Origin of the sequence: Isoptericola jiangsuensis, from assembly GCF_048320105.1 — a bacterium.
Lineage (GTDB): Bacteria > Actinomycetota > Actinomycetes > Actinomycetales > Cellulomonadaceae > Isoptericola > Isoptericola jiangsuensis_A.
Map to the genome: position 1 here is coordinate 1333961 of NZ_CP182942.1, position 17318 is coordinate 1351278.

Annotated in this window: 16 protein-coding genes and 1 pseudogene; 6 read left to right on the top strand and 11 right to left on the bottom strand. The window is 72.0% G+C overall.

Going from position 1 to position 17318, the window contains the following annotated elements; genetic code table 11:
- Nucleotides 1-6: 6 nt before the first annotated feature.
- The 7 genes from ACNHYB_RS06315 to ACNHYB_RS06345 all read right to left on the bottom strand — a co-directional run bounded on the left by ACNHYB_RS06315 (nucleotide 7) and on the right by ACNHYB_RS06345 (nucleotide 5556).
- A complete protein-coding gene (locus tag ACNHYB_RS06315; protein ID WP_418277563.1) occupies nucleotides 7-951 on the bottom strand; it encodes a hypothetical protein in 945 nt (314 codons plus the stop codon).
- Nucleotides 935-1495: a hypothetical protein gene (locus ACNHYB_RS06320; protein WP_418277564.1), complete on the bottom strand. Its 561-nt coding sequence runs from the start codon at nucleotides 1493-1495 to the stop codon at nucleotides 935-937. The genes ACNHYB_RS06315 and ACNHYB_RS06320 overlap by 17 nt, the downstream gene beginning before the upstream one ends.
- Nucleotides 1496-1575: 80 nt before the next feature.
- Nucleotides 1576-2469 (bottom strand): aminotransferase class IV, encoded by an 894-nt coding sequence (locus ACNHYB_RS06325; RefSeq protein ID WP_418277566.1) that lies wholly within the window; start codon nucleotides 2467-2469, stop codon nucleotides 1576-1578.
- Entirely contained in the window at nucleotides 2466-3854 is a 1389-nt protein-coding gene (locus ACNHYB_RS06330) for a phenylacetate--CoA ligase family protein (protein WP_418277567.1), read from the bottom strand. The genes ACNHYB_RS06325 and ACNHYB_RS06330 overlap by 4 nt, the downstream gene beginning before the upstream one ends.
- 16 nt (nucleotides 3855-3870) lie before the next feature.
- Complete coding sequence (locus ACNHYB_RS06335) at nucleotides 3871-4266, bottom strand: DUF2000 domain-containing protein (protein ID WP_418278004.1); 396 nt, start codon at nucleotides 4264-4266, stop codon at nucleotides 3871-3873.
- Nucleotides 4267-4294: 28 nt separating this feature from the next.
- Complete coding sequence (locus tag ACNHYB_RS06340) at nucleotides 4295-5233, bottom strand: DMT family transporter (RefSeq protein ID WP_418277568.1); 939 nt, start codon at nucleotides 5231-5233, stop codon at nucleotides 4295-4297.
- The gene (locus ACNHYB_RS06345) at nucleotides 5230-5556 is read right to left on the bottom strand and encodes a Dabb family protein (RefSeq protein WP_418277569.1); all 327 of its coding nucleotides are present in this window, start codon (nucleotides 5554-5556) and stop codon (nucleotides 5230-5232) included. The genes ACNHYB_RS06340 and ACNHYB_RS06345 overlap by 4 nt, the downstream gene beginning before the upstream one ends.
- A gap of 147 nt (nucleotides 5557-5703) precedes the next feature.
- Between ACNHYB_RS06345 and ACNHYB_RS06350 the strand changes: the two genes are divergently transcribed.
- On the top strand, nucleotides 5704-6351 hold the full coding sequence (locus ACNHYB_RS06350) for a Maf family protein (protein WP_418277570.1): 648 nt from the start codon (nucleotides 5704-5706) through the stop codon (nucleotides 6349-6351).
- A gap of 184 nt (nucleotides 6352-6535) precedes the next feature.
- The gene (locus tag ACNHYB_RS06355; protein WP_418278005.1) at nucleotides 6536-8332 is read left to right on the top strand and encodes an acetyl/propionyl/methylcrotonyl-CoA carboxylase subunit alpha; all 1797 of its coding nucleotides are present in this window, start codon (nucleotides 6536-6538) and stop codon (nucleotides 8330-8332) included.
- A 4-nt stretch (nucleotides 8333-8336) separates the two neighbouring features.
- Here the strand turns inward: ACNHYB_RS06355 and ACNHYB_RS06360 are convergent, their stop codons facing one another.
- Nucleotides 8337-9626, bottom strand: coding sequence for an MFS transporter (locus ACNHYB_RS06360; RefSeq protein ID WP_418277571.1), 1290 nt, complete (start codon nucleotides 9624-9626; stop codon nucleotides 8337-8339).
- Between the two features lie 85 nt (nucleotides 9627-9711).
- Here ACNHYB_RS06360 and ACNHYB_RS06365 point away from each other — a divergent pair, with 85 nt between their 5' ends.
- Complete coding sequence (locus tag ACNHYB_RS06365) at nucleotides 9712-10227, top strand: NUDIX domain-containing protein (RefSeq protein ID WP_418277572.1); 516 nt, start codon at nucleotides 9712-9714, stop codon at nucleotides 10225-10227.
- Nucleotides 10224-12221: an endonuclease/exonuclease/phosphatase family protein gene (locus ACNHYB_RS06370; protein WP_418277573.1), complete on the top strand. Its 1998-nt coding sequence runs from the start codon at nucleotides 10224-10226 to the stop codon at nucleotides 12219-12221. The genes ACNHYB_RS06365 and ACNHYB_RS06370 overlap by 4 nt, the downstream gene beginning before the upstream one ends.
- 40 nt (nucleotides 12222-12261) lie before the next feature.
- Here the strand turns inward: ACNHYB_RS06370 and ACNHYB_RS06375 are convergent, their stop codons facing one another.
- Nucleotides 12262-13713 carry an NAD(P)H-quinone dehydrogenase gene (locus ACNHYB_RS06375; RefSeq protein ID WP_418277575.1) on the bottom strand — a complete coding sequence of 484 codons (1452 nt, stop codon included), beginning with the start codon at nucleotides 13711-13713 and terminating at the stop codon, nucleotides 12262-12264.
- Nucleotides 13714-13767: 54 nt separating this feature from the next.
- Here ACNHYB_RS06375 and ACNHYB_RS06380 point away from each other — a divergent pair, with 54 nt between their 5' ends.
- Entirely contained in the window at nucleotides 13768-14616 is an 849-nt protein-coding gene (locus ACNHYB_RS06380) for a purine-nucleoside phosphorylase (RefSeq protein WP_418277576.1), read from the top strand.
- An 11-nt stretch (nucleotides 14617-14627) separates the two neighbouring features.
- On the top strand, nucleotides 14628-16403 hold the full coding sequence (locus ACNHYB_RS06385; protein ID WP_418277577.1) for a phospho-sugar mutase: 1776 nt from the start codon (nucleotides 14628-14630) through the stop codon (nucleotides 16401-16403).
- A gap of 106 nt (nucleotides 16404-16509) precedes the next feature.
- Here ACNHYB_RS06385 and ACNHYB_RS06390 read toward each other — a convergent pair whose 3' ends face one another.
- Nucleotides 16510-16668 (bottom strand): hypothetical protein, encoded by a 159-nt coding sequence (locus tag ACNHYB_RS06390; protein ID WP_418277578.1) that lies wholly within the window; start codon nucleotides 16666-16668, stop codon nucleotides 16510-16512.
- A 116-nt stretch (nucleotides 16669-16784) separates the two neighbouring features.
- Nucleotides 16785-17312 (bottom strand): annotated as a pseudogene (locus ACNHYB_RS06395) (siderophore-interacting protein); the annotation flags it as partial.
- Between the last annotated feature and the right edge of the window lie 6 nt (nucleotides 17313-17318).

A 17318-nucleotide genomic window follows, 5' to 3' on the forward strand; every position in this document is an offset into this window, starting at 1 on the left:
GCGATCTCAGCAGTCGTTCCCGCCCAAGTCGGTCAAGTACTTCGCGGCCGCGACGTCGAGCGCTGCGACTCCCACAGACTTGTAGACGCTCACGCCCGATTCCATCGGGACGAGGCTGCCGCGTCTGAGCAGCCAGCCGACGTCCGACGCCCTGCTGAGGCAGTCGGCAGGGACTTCGGCGGACTGCCGAGCACACTCACCCGTGTCGTCACAAAGCAGGAGTTGCGCCACGTCGAACACATCCCGTCGCCACTCGCAAAGTCCTGCGATCGAGGCGCCGACCGCGTTGACGTGCACGTCAGGACCAAGGAGTCTCGCCCCCAGGAACGGTTCGCGAGCGGAGGTCACGCTAGTGACGACGTCCGCCGACGCGAGGGCGCCTGCCAGGTCGCGCTCGGCCGTCACCCGGATCCCGTCGGCGCGCAGGACATGAGCCAGACGCTGCGCGGACTGCTCGGACCTGCCCCAAAGCACGAAATCCGCGGACGGGTAGTGTGCGGACAGAGCCTGAACGTGCGCTCGCGCCTGCGTGCCCGACCCGATCACCACGAACGATGTCGCGTCAGGACGTACTCGACGCGTGACGGTAGCGGTCGTGGCAGCGGTCCGCAGGCCGGTCAGCAGATCGGCGTCGAACCTGGCGAGCAGAGCGCCATCCTTGGCATCGAACAGCAGCACCGAACCAGGGTGTGACGGCGCACCGACGCGCGGCGATGCGGGCAGCATCACGACCTTCACCCCGACGACAGGCCAGCCGTCGCCCGCGTCGACTGCGGCCATCACCCCGAAGCCGTCCCCCGACGGCAAGTGTGCGATGCCTCGCGGGATCGCCGCCACGTCCCCGTTCGCCGCCCGGACGAGTACGTCCTCCATCACCCTGGCCAGTTCCGTCCAGAAGTCAGGGCTCCGGTCCGGACTGTAACGCGGTGTCGTCTCATCGACCGCGACCATCGAGACCCTCCCCGCTCCGCACGAACGCCGTCCAGACCATTTCGATGGGCCTCATGCCGGACACGAACGTCAGACCGCTGGCCCTCGCTGCGGGTTCGGTCGTCAATGCGATGTCATGCTCCCGTCGCGCGACCGAGGTTGCGGCCGCCGCCGTCGAAGAGGCTTCCGAGACCGGGCCGAGGACGAGCCCCGGTGGAAGGAGCTCCGCGATCAGCGGGACGGGCGCAGGATGCGACACGACGGAGAGCTGGCGCGATCTTCCATCGCGAAGGGTGTCCAGGTTGCGCGCGGCAAGCCCATACAAGGGCGTGAACATGTGAAACACAATGCCGACGCACAACTGCGGATCCATGTAGAACAGGTTGACGTCATGGAAAGCGTTGGCCACCAGCAGGTGCGCCGCCCGACCGTCGATCACGGCACGGCTGGCCTCCTGGTAGGTGTCGAAGAGGGACAGAGTTGCCCCTTCGGGAGAACCGAGCAGCTCGAGCAGTCGTTCAGCTGCCCGTTCGCTGCTCGTGCCGCTGGGACCGAGTGTGGCCACGCTGGCTGCCAATTCTCGTCGTGGATGGTCAGATACCACGAAGTGGGGCGTTAGATTGCACGATCGCGTCGAAAGCACGGTCAGCTCCTCGGAACATGGTTGCGCACCAATTTCTCGAATCTGTCACACAGGTCGAGCACCAAGGGCCCCGGAACACCGGACCCGATTGCGACGCCTCCGAGCGTGACGACGGGCGCGATCTCCACTCCCGTGCCTACCAGGAACAGCTCGTCAGCGGCGTACAGCTCGGCAAGCTCGATGGGGCGCTCAATGGTCTGCAGGCCAGCAGAGCGAGCGAGTTCCAGCACCACCTTCCGCGTGAGGCCCGGGAGGATCCCCTGGTCGATCGACGGTGTGACCACCGACGACCCGATCCGGGCGACGACATTGCTGGTAGAGCCTTCAGCAACTCGTCCGTCCACCGTCAAGAGAAGGGCGTCGTCATGACCGGCAGCGACACACTCATCGACCGCCAGAGCACTGGCCACATAGGCACCACTGACCTTCGCCCTAGTCGGGATGGAGACGTCGGGAACCCGACGGACCGTCGACACCCCAAGCCGGGTCGCTCGACCGAGGCGGGTCGCCATGGGGACGACCGTCACGAACAGCCCATGCCCAACTCCTTGGAGCCGAACGCCGAACGGCACGCCGGGCAACAAACTCCGCTTGAAGGCGACGGGTCGGACGTAGCAGTCGTCCTCGATCCCGCTCCGGGCGACGAGCTCTCGCGTGATCCCTTCCAGGTCCTGTCGAGACTCGGAAAGATCGATCCGGAGCGTCCCGCACGACGCGAGGAATCGATCGAGGTGCTCGACGCTCATGAACGGCTCCGGTGGCCCGCCGTCTACCTGCCGGTAAGCCCGGATACCCTCGAACACTGCCGTGCCGTAATGCAGCCCCTGCGTGTGCAAGTTCAAGTGCGGACGGCCCGGATCGACCCACTGGCCGTCCAGGTAGGCCCAGGTGGTCATGCGATCCTCGCAGCCCGCTGCTCCGCGATCGTCTCCGACGACCTGGCCTCACCATCACCCGATGACCGGAGGTCACGGATCCGGGCCGCCTTCCAGCTGACCATCGCGCCGGTCGACGTTCGCTCGTCCGTCCGCCCCCACGCCACAGTCACGGGCACCTCGAAGTGGCGTCGGACGGCCTCGGTGTACCGGTCCATTTGCGCTCCGGAGCACCTTGCGTCCTCATGAGCCTCGAACAGGACCGTGAGCCTGTCCCGGCCGTTCCGGTCGTCGATCGTCACCTGGTAGTCGAGAAACTCCGGGCAGCCGTCGAGCAGGGCTACCTCGAAGTCGAAAGCCGAGTAGTCTCGGCCGCCGACGACGATCCGGTCGCGGACTCGCCCGACCGGGACGACCGTGAAGTCTTGCCCCACGCCTCGCGCTCGGACGACGTCGCCTGTCCGGTACCTCACCAGAGGTTTGGCTCCCTGATAGAGGTGCGTGACGACCAGCTCACCTTCGCGTTCCTCCCGCCGGTCGTCCAACAGATCGCCGGTAGAGGGGTCGACCATCTCGTAGTAGTAGTTCAGAGGCGTCGACCTGAGGGCGCCGTCTGGGCCCGGCACGGCGAGTACGGAAGCCTCCTGGGACGCGTACATGCAGCTGTGAACGTCTGTTCCCCACACGCGACCGATCTGCTCCAGCAATCTGGGTGTGGCGAGCTCTCCGAGCGTGAAGATGACGGACATGCCCAAGCTGTCGGGACGCATGCCGTGATCAGAGAGGTAGCGCGCCAGGAGGATCGCCATGCCTGGCGTGCAGACCATGGCGTCGACCTGCAGCCTGTGCAGCAGTTCGGCGGCGCGCCCCATCCCCACGACGGGCGAGTGCGGCCACATCTTGACGCTCGTATGTCCCAGGTTACGAAACACGTCCCCGAACGTGTCTCCAGTCGAGTGCAGTTCGGTCGGACCCATCACGGCGAAGACGAGGTTCCTTCCGTACGGAGCCAGAAGTTCTCGATAGCTCTCGCTCAGCGCGACGGCCGTGCGGACGGAGTCGTCGACGTTCCGAGGGCAGGGCGTGGAAGTCCCGGTCGTCCCGGTCGTCTCGTAGTAGACCCACGACTCGTCGAGCCGAAGACTCGGCACGTCGTCGAGGTGGGTTCGCAGATCGTCCTTCGTGGTCAACGGGACGGCCTGGAACGGCGTCGTCGAGGTGACGCTGCTGAGCCGAGCCTGGTAGAACGGTGAGCCGTTCCGGCAGTGATCGAGGGTCCGACCCAGGTTCATCCGCTGGTACTCATCGAGCTGGTCCGCGCCCATCGTGCCGGACCACTGCGCCCGATGAAGGGCGGTGAAGTCCTTGGCGCGGCGCCACGCTTCGTCGTCGTCGAGAGGGATCATGTCGAGGCCTTCCGCACTAGCCGGAGTAGAGGGGGAGCGATCCGCACAGCGCCTTGACCGCCTTGTGCGGACCGTGCAGACCGAGCGCTGCCAACCGCAGGTCGGCGATCTCCGAGTCCGCCATCCGCTGCACGTACTCGTCGTACGTCCTGCAGCTCTGGGCGAGGGTGCTGAACGGGAAGGGGTCGACCACCGAGCCGTCGCCACGGCACTGGTTCCACAGGTCCTCCAGTGTCGCGCTGTCAGCGCCAAGGACGGGGAGCGGCACGAGGATTACTCCCGGAAGCTCGGCGTCTCGTGCCTTGACCGCTGGACCCATCAGCTCGGGCACCGCGTGGATGATCATCGACGTCGCGATGGAAGCGGCGTTGACGGCCAGTCCGGTGGCCAGGTCGCGATCCACCACGACCACGTTTCTCTGAGGTGCGTTGCTCAAGCTCTCACTCCTTCGTCGTCCTTCTCGGTTCTGGGAGCACGCCGACCGTCTTCGGTTGACGCGGCGAGCTGGTGCTCATCACCACGCCGGCCACGATGACCACGGCGCCGACGACACGCACCCAGGTGAGCTGCTCGCCGGCGATCACCACCGCCCAGACCACTCCGAAGACGGGGACCAGGTTGAGGGTGGCGACCGCCTGGGCGGGCCGCATGGTGGTGAGGCCGAAGGTGTAGAGCAGGAAGGCGAGCGCCGAGCATCCGAGCGCGAGGTACGCCACAAGTACCCACGACGAGCCGTCGACACCCGACGTGGCGCTCTGCGGCAGGACCAGGGCGGCGACGCAGAATCCGACCCCTCCCCACAGGTTCTGCAGCGTCGTGGTGCCCAGGACGCCGAACCGCTGGCGCGTGCGAGCGGACGCCGGGCGGGCAGACATCATGTTGTAGGCAGCCCAGACGACACCACCGATGACGAGAAGCAGGATTCCCCAGCCGCGATCCGGAGCCGGTTCCGGCGCACGCTCGTAGGCCACCAGGAAGACACCGAGAAACGCGACGCCTGCGCCGACCACCATCAGCGCCGAGGGCGACGACCGCAGGACGATCCACTCGCCGAGCATCGTGATGACGGGGTACGAGGCCACGATCAGCGCAGCATCGGTCGCCGTGGCCATCGCGACCCCGTAGTTCTCGAGGATGAAGTAGGCGCTGATGCCGACGAGGCCGAGGGCCGCGGCGTTGCGATGGTCCTCCACGGGTCCACGCAGGCTCTGCGAGGTCACGGCGCACACGACGGCAAGGACCGCGGCGGCGGCGAGGAACCTGATCGCGCCCAGGGTCAGCTCGCCCACCTGATCCAGGACCACCTTGGTGACGGCGAAGGACGTGCTCCACAGGAGCGCCGCGCCCACGACGGCCACCAGGCCACCGTGGCGGGTCACGTCTGGCCTCCATCAGGTGACTCGACGAGATCGATGACGCGCCAGGTCGCGATCTCCGACCATGCGGCCTTGCCGCGGGCATGGTCGGGGTGCACCTGGAACGCACGCAGATCCGACGTGGACGCGAAGGTGGCGAGCACCACGAAGTCGACCGCCTCGGCACGGTTGCTGGTGTCCCAGCCGCAACGCCAGCTCTCGATCTCGAGGATGTGGCGTGGGTGCCCCTCGCTGATGAGCGCAGCATCGACCGCTCGCGGGTCTCCGCGCAGCACACCGGGGTTCAGCTCGAACGTCACCACATGCAGGACGCGGCCGTTCAGCATGGGATGCCCCTTCGGGTGAGCGAGACGCCGGACGCGGGGCGTAACCCCCTGGGTGGCTACTTCATCGTGGACGGCATCCTGGCCGTCGTCAACAGGTCAGCGCCAACGTCTTGCATCATGGACAGCGGGGGCCGCTAAGGTCGCACCGTGGTCCACCTCGTGCTCGCCAGCCAGTCCCCCGCCCGCCTTGCGACGCTCCGCTCCGCGGGCGTCGAGCCCACCGTGATCGTCTCGGAGGTCGACGAGGACGCCGTGCTCGCCGACGCCCGCGCCCGGTTCGCCGACCTGCCGCCCGAAGACGCCGTGCTCGCGCTCGCCCAGGCCAAGGCCGAGGCCGTGGCGAACCACGTCGAGGACACCGACGGCCCGAGCGCCCTGGTGCTCGGCTGCGACTCGATGCTGGAGATCGACGGTGAGATCGTCGGCAAGCCCGGCTCCCCCGACGTCGCCCGCGAGCGCTGGCAGCGCATGCGCGGCCGCTCCGGCGTGCTGCACAGCGGGCACTGGATCGTGGACGTGCGCGACGCCGAGGACGGCGGCACGAGCGCCACGCTCGGCGCGACGTCGTCCACGACCGTCCACTTCGCCGATCTGGACGACGACGAGATCGACGCCTACGTCGCCACCGGCGAGCCGCTGCAGGTCGCCGGGGGTTTCACGATCGACGGGATCGGCGGTCCGTACGTCGAACGGATCGAGGGCGACCACCACGGCGTCGTCGGCGTGAGCCTGCCCCTGCTGCGCGAGCTGCTCGGTGCGATCGACGTGCCCTGGCACGCGCTGCGCGAAGGCTGATCGGGCCCCGACCTGCCGATTCCACCAAGCGTTCCCCGACCTCCGGGCGCCGGGGCCCGTTGCCAATGTGGGAACCCTCCAAATCGCACCCGAGGGCCGTTGGCCTGCCACACAGACTTCCACGACGATGCCGCACGGGTGCGGGCGACCTGGGCACGGCGCGTTACGGTGAGCCGTGCCCACCATCTCGAAGGTCCTCGTCGCCAACCGCGGCGAGATCGCCGTCCGCATCGCCCGCGCCTGCGCCGACGCCGGCATCGCCTCCGTCGCGGTGTACGCCGACTCCGACCGCCAGGCCCTGCACGTCCAGATCGCCGACGAGGCGTTCGCCCTCAACGGCGTCCGCGCGGCGGACACCTATCTCGACGTGGACAAGCTGCTCGACGTCGCCCGCCGCTCGGGCGCCGACGCCGTCCACCCCGGCTACGGGTTCCTCTCGGAGAACGCCGGGTTCGCGCAGTCCGTCATCGACGCCGGGCTGACGTGGATCGGCCCGCCACCGGCTGCGATCGAGTCCCTCGGTGACAAGGTCAGCGCCCGCCACATCGCCCAGCGCGCCGGTGCCCCCCTGGTCCCCGGCACGAAGGACCCGGTCGCCGACTCCTCCGAGGTCCGGGCGTTCGCCGCCGAGAACGGCCTGCCCATCGCGATCAAGGCCGCCTTCGGTGGCGGCGGTCGCGGCCTGAAGGTGGCACGCACCCACGACGAGATCGACGAGCTGTACGACTCCGCGGTGCGCGAGGCCGTCGCAGCGTTCGGGCGCGGTGAGTGCTTCGTCGAGCGCTACCTCGACCGGCCGCGCCACGTCGAGACGCAGTGCCTGGCGGACACCCACGGCAACGTCGTCGTCGTCTCCACGCGAGACTGCTCCCTGCAGCGTCGCCACCAGAAGCTCGTCGAGGAGGCCCCCGCCCCGTTCCTCACCCCCGAGCAGGAGGCCGAGCTGGACCGCGCGTCCACCGCGATCCTGCGCGAGGCCGGGTACGTGGGTGCCGGTACCTGCGAGTTCCTCGTCGGGACCGACGGCACCCTGTCGTTCCTCGAGGTCAACACCCGCCTCCAGGTCGAGCACCCGGTGACCGAGGAGGTCACCGGCATCGACCTGGTGCGCGAGCAGCTGCGCATCGCCGCGGGCGAGGAGCTCGGCTACGAATCGACCACCGTGCGCGGGCACTCGCTCGAGTTCCGCATCAACGGCGAGGACCCGGCCGCCGGGTTCCTCCCTGCGCCGGGCACCATCTCGACGCTGCGCTGGCCGTCCGGCCCGGGCGTGCGCGTCGACACCGGCGTCGTCGAGGGCGACTCCGTCTCCGGGATGTTCGACTCGATGATCGCCAAGCTGATCGTCACCGGCGCGACCCGCACCCAGGCGGTGGAACGGGCCCGCCGTGCCCTGCGCGAGCTCGAGATCGCCGGCATCCCCACCGTCGTCCCGTTCCACCGTGCCGTGCTGGACGCCGAGGCGTTCGTGCCGGCCTCCGGGGAGGCGGCGACCTCGTTCGGTGTGCACACCCGCTGGATCGAGACGGAGTTCACCGACCAGCTCGCGGCGCTCGCCCCGGCGGCTCCCGCGGCACCCGCGGACGACGACGTCGAGGCCGACGGCGAGCCCGAGCGAGTCGTCGTCGAGGTCGGCGGTCGCCGTCTGGAGGTCGTGCTCCCGGCCGGTCTCGGCATGGCCCGCGCCCGCACCGCCAACGCCCGGGGCGGCCGGCGTCCGGCCCGTCGCGCCGCCCGTTCCGGCGGCGGCGGCACCACCGGGACGACGCTCGCCTCGCCCATGCAGGGCACCATCGTCAAGGTGGCCGTCGCCGAGGGCGACACGGTGGCCGAGGGCGACCTCGTCGTCGTCCTGGAGGCCATGAAGATGGAGCAGCCGCTCGTCGCCCACCGGGCCGGCACCGTCAAGGGTCTGGCCCTCGAGCCGGGCGCGGGCGTGACCGCCGGGACCGCGATCTGCGACATCGTCGACGAGGCCTGATCCGCTAGTCCTGGGGTGGGTCGGCCGGGCGGGACACCGCCGCCAACGAGCGACGCGCCGAGGGGATCGCCAGGACCACCAGGACGAACGCGGTGAGCAGCACTCCCGCGACGACCAGCAGGCTCTCCACGCTGAAGCGGTCCGCCAGCGGCCCGAACACGACCATGCTGAGCGGCATCGCGACCGTCATGACGATGCCGACGAACCCGAAGACCCGGCCCTGCATCTCCGGCTCGACGGTCTCCTGCAGGATCGCCATCGCCGGGGCCGACATCAGCGTGAACGACGTCCCGACCACGAGCCCGAACGCGAAGAACACCCACATGTCGGTGGCCAGACCGAGCCCGGCCGTGAAGACGCCGGCGCCGAGCACCACCCCCAGGATCAACCCCATCCGGTGGGTCACGCGCGGCCCCACGACAGCCATCACCATCCCGCCGAGCAGCATGCCGACCGCCCAGAAGATCTCGTTCGCGGTGAGCTTCCAGACCTCGTCCCCGAAGGTGCGCGTCACCATGAGCGGCGTCAGGTACGACGGCGCACCGACGAGGACCATCGTCACGGCGAACACCGTCATCAGCCACTTCACCGGGCCGTGGGCCCGGATGTACCGCACGCCGGCGACGAGGTCGCCGAAGTAGCTCGGGGTGGCGCCGTCGTCGGAGCGGACCAGCCGCGGCACCCGCACCGCCAGCACCAGGGCGACGCCGATCAGCGCGGTGACGACGTCGACGAAGAAGACGGCCACGATGTCGAAGTTGGCGTAGATCGCGGCGGCGACCACCGGAGCGAGCAGCATCATCGCGGACTGGACGGTCTGGAAGATGCCGTTGATGCGGACGAGCTGGGAGGTGGGGACGATCTGCGGGATCATCGCGCTCACCCCGGGCGCCTGGACGCCGGCGAACGCCGACCGTACCGCGAGCGCCACGTAGATGACCCAGAGGTCGTCGACGCCGGACACCATGAGGAGCGCGAGGGCGAGGGTCGCGACGGCGATCGCCGAGTCGGCCCCGACGATGAGCAGCTTGCGGTGGTGCCGGTCGGCCCACACGCCGCCGAAGATCGACACGAAGGCCTGCGGCAGCATGCCGAACACGATGCTGAGCATCAGGACCGACCCGGACCGGGTGGTGATGGTCAGGTGCCACATGACGGCGTACTGCACGAGCATCGAGCCGAGCAGGGAGACGGTCTGCCCGGAGAGGAAGACGGCGATGTCGCGCTTCCACCGCGGGTCGCTCGGCGCCCCGGCGGTGCCCTGCACCTCAGGGGCGGTGTGACGCTCGGTCATGACGGCCCTCCAGGCCCGGTCGGTGGCGGCGCACCGTGCGTGGCGCGGACGGCGACGGGTCAACCTTCGCCGGTAGCCTGGCCCCGTGCCAAGCCCTTTCTCGCCCCGTGACGCGATCCACCGGAGTCCTGGCGACGGCTGGATCGAGTGCGGGGACCACCGCCACTGGGGTCTGCACGGCGCGGCGGGGCTGTTCCTGGTGCGTCGCGTCGTCGACGACGACGGCGTGCACCTGACCGGCGTCGTCGTGCAGCACCGGGCGGCATGGTCGCACGAGGGCGGTACGTGGGGCATCCCCGGTGGGGCGTTGCAGCCCGGGGAGTCGGCGCGCGCGGGGGCGCTGCGCGAGGCCGCCGAGGAGGCCGGCATCGACCCTGCGGCGGTACGGGTCCTCGGCGAGCACGTCCTGGACCACGGGCCGTGGTCGTACACCACGGTCGTGGCGGAGGTCGCGCCCGGCACGGACGTCCTGCCGGTCGCGACGGACGCCGAGAGCATCGAGGTGCGGTGGGCGACGACCGCCGAGCTCGCCGCGCTGCCCCTGCACCCGGCCTTCTCGGACGCCGTGGCGCCCCTGCTCGCGATAGCCTCGGCGGCGTGAACCCGGCGTCGCGCGCACGCTCCGAGCTGTTCCTGCTCGCCCTGGTCACGGGGCTGGCGGCAGAGCTGGTGCGCACCAGCGGCCCGCTGCTGGACCGTGCGTTCGCCCAGGGGGTGACGACCGCAGCGGGCGTCGCCCTCGTCACCTACGTGGCGCCGGCCGCGGTGGTCGCCGCACTCGTCGCGGGACGGCGGGTGTCCGGTCGGGTGGTGCTCGTCGGGGTGGCGCTCCTGGTCGCGGCACGGCTCGCCCTGCAGGTCCTCGGTGGCCGGATCGCGGCGGTCGACGTCGCCCCGGCGCTCGGGGAGGTGCGGTACGTCGCCGGGCTGGCGACGGTCGCCCTGGGTCTCGGCGTCCTCGTGGTCGTGGCGGCGTTCGTGTCGGCGCCGACGGCGGAACCGTCCGCGCGGGACCAGCCCCCTCCGGAGCCCGGTGCCGCCGCCCCGGCCGCCCGGGGCTCGCTCGTCGCCCGGGGCGTGACCTTCGGGCTCCTCGGCTCCGGCGCCGTCGGGATGCTCCTGGGGACGTGGGACTCCGTGTGGCGCTCCGGGGTCACCGCCTGGGTGGTGGTCGCCCTGCTGTCCGCGGGCACCCTGTGGCAGGCGTGGCAGCTCCGGGACCGGCCCGCCGGTCCGAGCACGCGCAGCCTGTGGGTGCTCGGCCCGTACGTGGCGCTCGGCGTCCAGGTGTTCGCCAACCCCGCGTTCATCGCGTCCGACACGGGCCTGCCGCTCGTGGTGGCCGGTGGCGCGCTCGCGGTCGCGACGCTCGCCACGGGTGCCGCGCTGTCGTTGCTGCGGCCGCTGGCGGGACCGCTGGCGGCGTCCGTCGTCCTGGTGATCGGCGTCTGGCTGCTGTTCCTGGTGGCCCCGAGCGTCGATCCGCCGAGCACGATGGTGTCGTGGCTGCTCCTGGTGGTCGCGACCGCCCTCCCGGCCGCTGCCGCGCGCGCGGCAGCGCCGCTGTGGTCCCAGCCTGCGCACCCTCGCAGCACCTGGTGGCTGACGGGCACGGCCGCGGCCGTCGGTCTCGGCACCGCGCTGCCGCTGCTGGTCTACCAGCTCGACTACGACGTCCCCCTGCCGTTCCCCAACGGCCTGGTCCCGGTGGTCGCCGCGCTGGCGGTGGCCCTGCCCGCCGTCGTCCAGGCCCGCCAGGGGGTCACGGTGCCGGTGCCCGGCGCGGCCGTGCTCAGCGGCGCGGTGGCCGCGCTGGCCGTGGGTGGGACGGTCGTCGTCGCGGTGGCGCCGGCGTCCGCGTCCGAGGTCGGTCCCCCCCACGAGGCGGGCACCCTGCGGGTGCTGTCGTGGAACGTGCACTACGGGGTCAGCTCCGACCCGTCGGTGCGGCTCGACGAGATGGCCGACGTCGTGACGTCGTCGGGTGCGGACGTCGTCGTGCTGCAGGAGGCGTCGCGCGGCTGGGTGCTGGGCGGCGGCGCCGACGTCGCGTCGTACCTGGCCCGCGCCACCGGCCGGGAGCTCGCGTGGTCCGCGGCGGCGGACCGGCAGTTCGGCAACGCGCTCCTGTGGGACCCCGCGCGGGTGGACCTCACCGACCTCGACCGGATCGAGCTGCCGTACGGCACGGGACCCCAGCAGCGTTCGGTGCTGGCCGCGACCGTCACCGTGGACGGCACGCCCGTGCGGCTCGTCACCACCCACCTGCAGCACCGCGAGGACAACCACGCGACCCGGCTCGCGCAGCTCGACGCGATCTTCGCCGCCGAGCCGCCCACCGGCCCCTACGTGCTGGCGGGCGACCTCAACGCGGAGCCCGGCTGGGCCGAGATCACCGCCATCACCGACGAGGGGCTGGTCAGCGCCCAGGACGCCGTCGGCGACCCCGCCGCCCTGACGTCACCGTCGGTGGTGCCGCGCTACCGGGTGGACTGGATCTTCTCCACGCCGGACCTGCCGGCGACGGCGTTCGAGGTGCTCGACGTCGTCGACTCCGACCACCGCCCGCTGCTCGCCACGCTGACCCTCCCCTGAGCGGCCCGCCCGGCAACCAGGCAGGTCAGCAGGTCACAGGTCAGCGGGTCAGCTGGCCGTGCAGGACGCGGGCCGTCTCGGCGATCGTGCCGGACAGCGACGGGTACACCGTGAACGTCTCGGCGACGTCGTCCACCGTGAGCCGTTCGGAGACGGCGATCGTCACCGGGAAGATCAGCTCGCTGGCCCGGGGGCCCACCACCACGCCACCCAGGACCACGCCGGCCTCGGGGTGCGCGAACAGCTTGACGAACCCGTCGCGGACGCCGTGCATCTTGGCCCGCGGGTTGCGCGCCAGCGGCAGCGTGGTGGTGACGTAGCGCGAGCCCTGGGCGCGCAGCGCCTGCTCCGAGTACCCGACCGTCGCGATCTCCGGGGCGGTGAAGATGTTGGCCGCGACGTTGCCGAGGTGCAGCGGCGCGACGGCGTCGCCGAGGGCGTGCGCCATCGCGATCCGGCCCTGCGTGGCGGCCACGGACGCCAGCGGCAGCACACCGGTGCAGTCGCCGGCCGCGTAGACGCCACGCACCGAGGTCCGCGAGACGCGGTCCACCTCGATGTGGCCCGAGTCCGCCAGGCGCACCCCGGCCTCCTCGAGCCCCATGCCGGCGGTGTTCGGCACGCCGCCCACCGCGACGAGCACGTGCGAGCCCTCCACGGTGCGCCCGTCGGTGAGGGTCACCACGACGCCGTCGGCGGTGCGCTCGGCCCCGGCGGCGCGCGAGCGCGACATGACCGTCATGCCGCGGGAGCGGAACACCCCCTCCAACAGCTCGGCCGCGTCCTCGTCCTCGCCGGGCAGCACGCGGTCGCGCGAGGACACCAGGACCACCTCGGAGCCGAGGGCCTGGTAGGCGCCCGCGAACTCCGCGCCGGTGACGCCGGAGCCGACGACGACGAGCCGTTCGGGCAGCTCGGGCAGGTTGTACAGCTGGGTCCAGGTGAGGATGCGTTCGCCGTCCGGCTCCGCCGTCGGCAGGGTGCGGGGCGTGGCGCCCGTGGCGACGAGCACGATGTCGGCGTCCAGCACGACCTCCGCGCCGCCGTCGGACGGGGTGGCGACCACACGGCTCGCACCGTCCAGACGCCCGGACCCCTCGACGACGGTGACGCCCTCACGCTCGAGACGCCCACGGATGTCGGCGGACTGCGCGGCCGCGAGCGCCAGCACACGGGTGTTGACGGCCTCCATGTCGACCAGCGCCCGCCGGGCGCCCTGGTCGTCGCCCGGCGCGACGGGCGCCCCGCCGGTGCGGATGCCGAGCTCGGGCGCAGACTCGGCGATGGTGAGCCACTCCGCGGTGGCGATGAGCGTCTTGGAGGGCACGACGTCGGTCAGGACGGCGGCACCGCCGAGACCGTTGCGCTCGACGACGGTGACGTCGGCCCCGGCACGCCGCGCGACCAGCGCGGCCTCGTAGCCCCCGGGACCACCTCCGACGACGACGACGCTGTGGTTGGGACCGGCGAGGACAGAGTTCTGGGAAGCCACGGGACCATTCTGTCAGCCTCGGCGAGGGGGTGCGGGCGACGATACGCTCGGGCCATGAGCACCGACGCCTCGACCCTCGACCTCGACGACCCCCGCACCGACCCGTTCGACGTGGCCAACGCCGCCGCCGCCCACATCGCCGAGGCGACGGGAGTGTCCGGCCACGACGTGGCCCTGGTGCTCGGCTCGGGCTGGGGCGGCGCGGCGGAGCTCGTGGGCGAGGTCGTCGCGGAGGTGCCCACCCACGAGATCCCCGGTTTCGCCCGCCCGTCGGTCAAGGGGCACGTGGCCACGACGCGTTCCATCCGGGTCGAGCGGCCGGACGGCTCCACCCGGTACGCCCTGGTCATCGGCGGCCGCACCCACCTGTACGAGAACCGCAGCGTGCGGCGCGTCGCGCACGGTGTGCGCACGGCGGCGGCCACGGGCTGCACGTCGGTGGTCCTGACGAACGGGTGCGGCGGCCTGCACGTCGCCTGGCGTCCGGGCCAGCCGGTGCTCATCAAGGACCACCTCAACCTCACGGCCCGCTCCCCGCTGGAGGGCGCCACGTTCGTCGACCTGACCGAGGTGTACTCCGCCCGGCTGCGCGAGGTGGCACGGTCCGTGGACGCCGAGCTCCCCGAGGGCGTGTACGCCCAGTTCCCCGGGCCGCACTACGAGACCCCCGCCGAGGTGCGGATGGCGGGGCTCCTCGGCGCCGACCTGGTGGGCATGTCGACCACGCTGGAGGCCATCGCCGCCCGGCACTGCGGCATGGAGGTGCTCGGCGTCTCGCTGGTCACCAACCTCGCGGCGGGCATCAGCCCGCAGCCGCTCTCCCACGCCGAGGTGCTGGAGGCCGGGCAGGCCGCCGGCCCGCGGATCAGCGACCTGCTCGCCCGCATCGTCCGGGCGATCTGAGGAGACCCGTCATGACCGTCGCCACCGAGCCCTTCCCCGCCCTGCTGGACCGCGTCGAGGCCTGGATCCGGCACGACGTCGACGACACGGACGCCGACGAGCTGTGCCGCATCGTCGAACGCGTCAGTGCCGACGACGGCGACCGCTACCCGCGCACCCTCGCCGATCTGCGCGACCGGTTCGACGGCACGCTGCAGTTCGGCACCGCCGGTCTGCGCGGCACGATGGGTGCCGGGCCCAACCGCATGAACCGCGCCGTGGTGACGCGGGCGGCGGCCGGTCTGGGCGCCTACCTCACCGACGTCCTCGGTCCGGGCGCCGGGCCGCGGGTCGTCGTCGGCTACGACGCCCGGCACCGCTCGGCGGACTTCGCCCGCGACACGTGCGCCGTGCTCGCCGCGGCGGGCGCCGAGGTCCTGCTGCTGCCCGCCCCGCTGCCGACGCCGGTGCTGGCGTTCGCCGTCCAGCGGTTCACCGCCGACGCGGGCGTCATGGTCACCGCCAGCCACAACCCGGCGGCGGACAACGGCTACAAGGTCTACCTGGGCGGGCGTGTCGTGACGGACGCCGGTCAGGGGGCGCAGATCGTGCCGCCCCACGACACGGGCATCGCCGAGCGGATCGCCGGCGCGCCGCCCGCGGACGAGGTCCCCCGGGCCGACGGCGGCTGGACGGTGCTGGAGCGTGACGTCGTCGGCGCCTACCTGGCGTCCCTGGCCCCGCTGCGCACCGCGCCGGTCGAGGCGGCCGCCGACCTGCGCGTCGTGACGACGTCGTTGCACGGCGTCGGCGGGGCGCTGCTGGCACGCGCCCTGGCGGACGCCGGGTTCACCACGGTGGCGCCGGTGCTGGAGCAGGCGGACCCGAACCCCGACTTCCCGTCGGTGGCGTTCCCCAACCCGGAGGAGACGGGGGCGATCGACCTCGCGCTCGGGCTCGCGCAGGACTGGGGAGCGGACCTCGTCATCGCCAACGACCCGGACGCCGACCGGTGCGCCGTCGCGGTACGGGACACCACCCAGGGCACACACCTGGGCGTCGAGACGGCCCGGTCGAGCGGCTGGCGCATGCTCCACGGCGACGAGGTGGGCGTCCTGCTGGGCGCCGAGGCGGTGGCGGGCGCCGTGGGCCGACCGGGAGCCACGGTCGCGAGCTCGGTGGTGTCCTCGCGGGCGCTGGGACGCATCGCCGCCGACGCGGGGGTCGCGCACGCCACGACGCTGACGGGCTTCAAGTGGATCGCGCGCACGCCCGACCTCGTGTTCGGCTACGAGGAGGCCCTCGGCTACTGCGTCGACCCGGCCACGGTGCGGGACAAGGACGGCATCAGCGCCGCCGTCGTCGTCGCGTCCCTCGCGGCGCGCCTCAAGGCCGCCGGCCGCACCCTGGTGGACGGCCTCGACGACGTCGCGCGGGCGCACGGGCTGTACGTCACCGACCAGCTCTCCGCACGGTTCGAGGACCTGGCGCAGATCCCCGAGACGATGTCCCGGTTGCGGTCCGCCCCGCCCGCGACGCTGGGCGGCTCGCCCGTGTCGACGGTGGTGGACCTGTCCGCCGGGTACGACGGCCTCCCGCCGACGGACGGTGTGCTGCTGCTCGCCGAGGACCACACGCGCGTCATCGTGCGCCCGTCCGGCACCGAGCCGAAGGTGAAGTGCTACCTGGAGGTCGTCACCGAGGTGGCCGAGGACGCGACGGCGCTCGACGTCGGCACGGCCCGCGTGACCTCCCGCGAGCGCCTCGGCACGTTGAAGAAGGAGCTCTCCGCCGTCCTCGGTCTGTGACCCGGGTTCTGCCGGGCCCTGCGCTGCTCGCGGCGGCACGCGGGGACGCCTGACGTCTGCGGTCCGCCGCCTGCCGTCCGCCGTCCACCTGGAGCGCGGCGTCCACCTAGAGCGCGGCGTCGTCCTGCTCGACGGCGGCGTTCCAGTCACGCTTGGCGGCGCGCCACGCCTCGTCGTCGTGCCCGAGGCGCCAGTACCCCGACGCCGAGAGGCGTTCCTTGCCGACTCCCAGCTCGGCGCGTGCCCAGCGGCGCAGGTCCCGCACGCAGGACGCCTCGCCGTGCAGGAAGGCGTGCGGCGTACCGGGGGCAGGTCTCCGGCCGCGTGCGCGGCCCGGACGACGTCGGTGAGCGCGCGGCCGCCCCGGTGGACCCAGACGAGGGTGGTGTCCGCGGCGGTGGCGATCTGCTGCTCGTCGTCCGCTCCGGGGACCTCGACGAACGCGACCGCGCGGGCACCGGCGGGCAGCGCCTCGAGGGCGGCGGCGATCGCTGGCAGGGCGGAGTCGTCGCCCACCAGCAGGTGCCAGGGCGCCTCGGGGTCCGGCGCGTAGCCGCCGCCCGGCCCGAGGAACGTGATCTCCTCGCCCGGCTGCACCCGGGCGGCCCACGGACCCCCGAGCCCCTCGTCGCCGTGGACGACGAAGTCGAGGTCCCACTCGCCGTCCCGGACCGCGCGGATCGTGTAGGTGCGCACCACGGGGCGCCCACCGGGGACCGCCGGCTCCCCCACGACCAGCTTGACGTACCGGTCGGTGAAGACGGTCGGGTCGATCCCCGCGAGGTCGCCGCCGGAGACCGTCACCCGGACCATGTGAGGGGTCAGCCGTCGCACGGCGCTGACGGTGGCGTGCTGGGGCGTGCGCTTGGCCGGCGGCGTTGCGCCGCGGCGCTCGGTGGTGTCTGTCATCAAAGG

Bases quoted from the DNA above. Each gene is read 5' to 3' on its own strand.
- ACNHYB_RS06330 (WP_418277567.1), bottom strand. From the start codon at position 3,854: ATGATCCCTCTCGACGACGACGAAGCGTGGCGCCGCGCCAAGGACTTC.
- ACNHYB_RS06360 (WP_418277571.1), bottom strand. From the start codon at position 9,626: ATGACCGAGCGTCACACCGCCCCTGAGGTGCAGGGCACCGCCGGGGCG.
- ACNHYB_RS06325 (WP_418277566.1), bottom strand. From the start codon at position 2,469: ATGACCACCTGGGCCTACCTGGACGGCCAGTGGGTCGATCCGGGCCGT.
- ACNHYB_RS06315 (WP_418277563.1), bottom strand. From the start codon at position 951: ATGGTCGCGGTCGATGAGACGACACCGCGTTACAGTCCGGACCGGAGC.
- ACNHYB_RS06385 (WP_418277577.1), top strand. From the start codon at position 14,628: ATGACCGTCGCCACCGAGCCCTTCCCCGCCCTGCTGGACCGCGTCGAG.
- ACNHYB_RS06380 (WP_418277576.1), top strand. From the start codon at position 13,768: ATGAGCACCGACGCCTCGACCCTCGACCTCGACGACCCCCGCACCGAC.
- ACNHYB_RS06345 (WP_418277569.1), bottom strand. From the start codon at position 5,556: ATGCTGAACGGCCGCGTCCTGCATGTGGTGACGTTCGAGCTGAACCCC.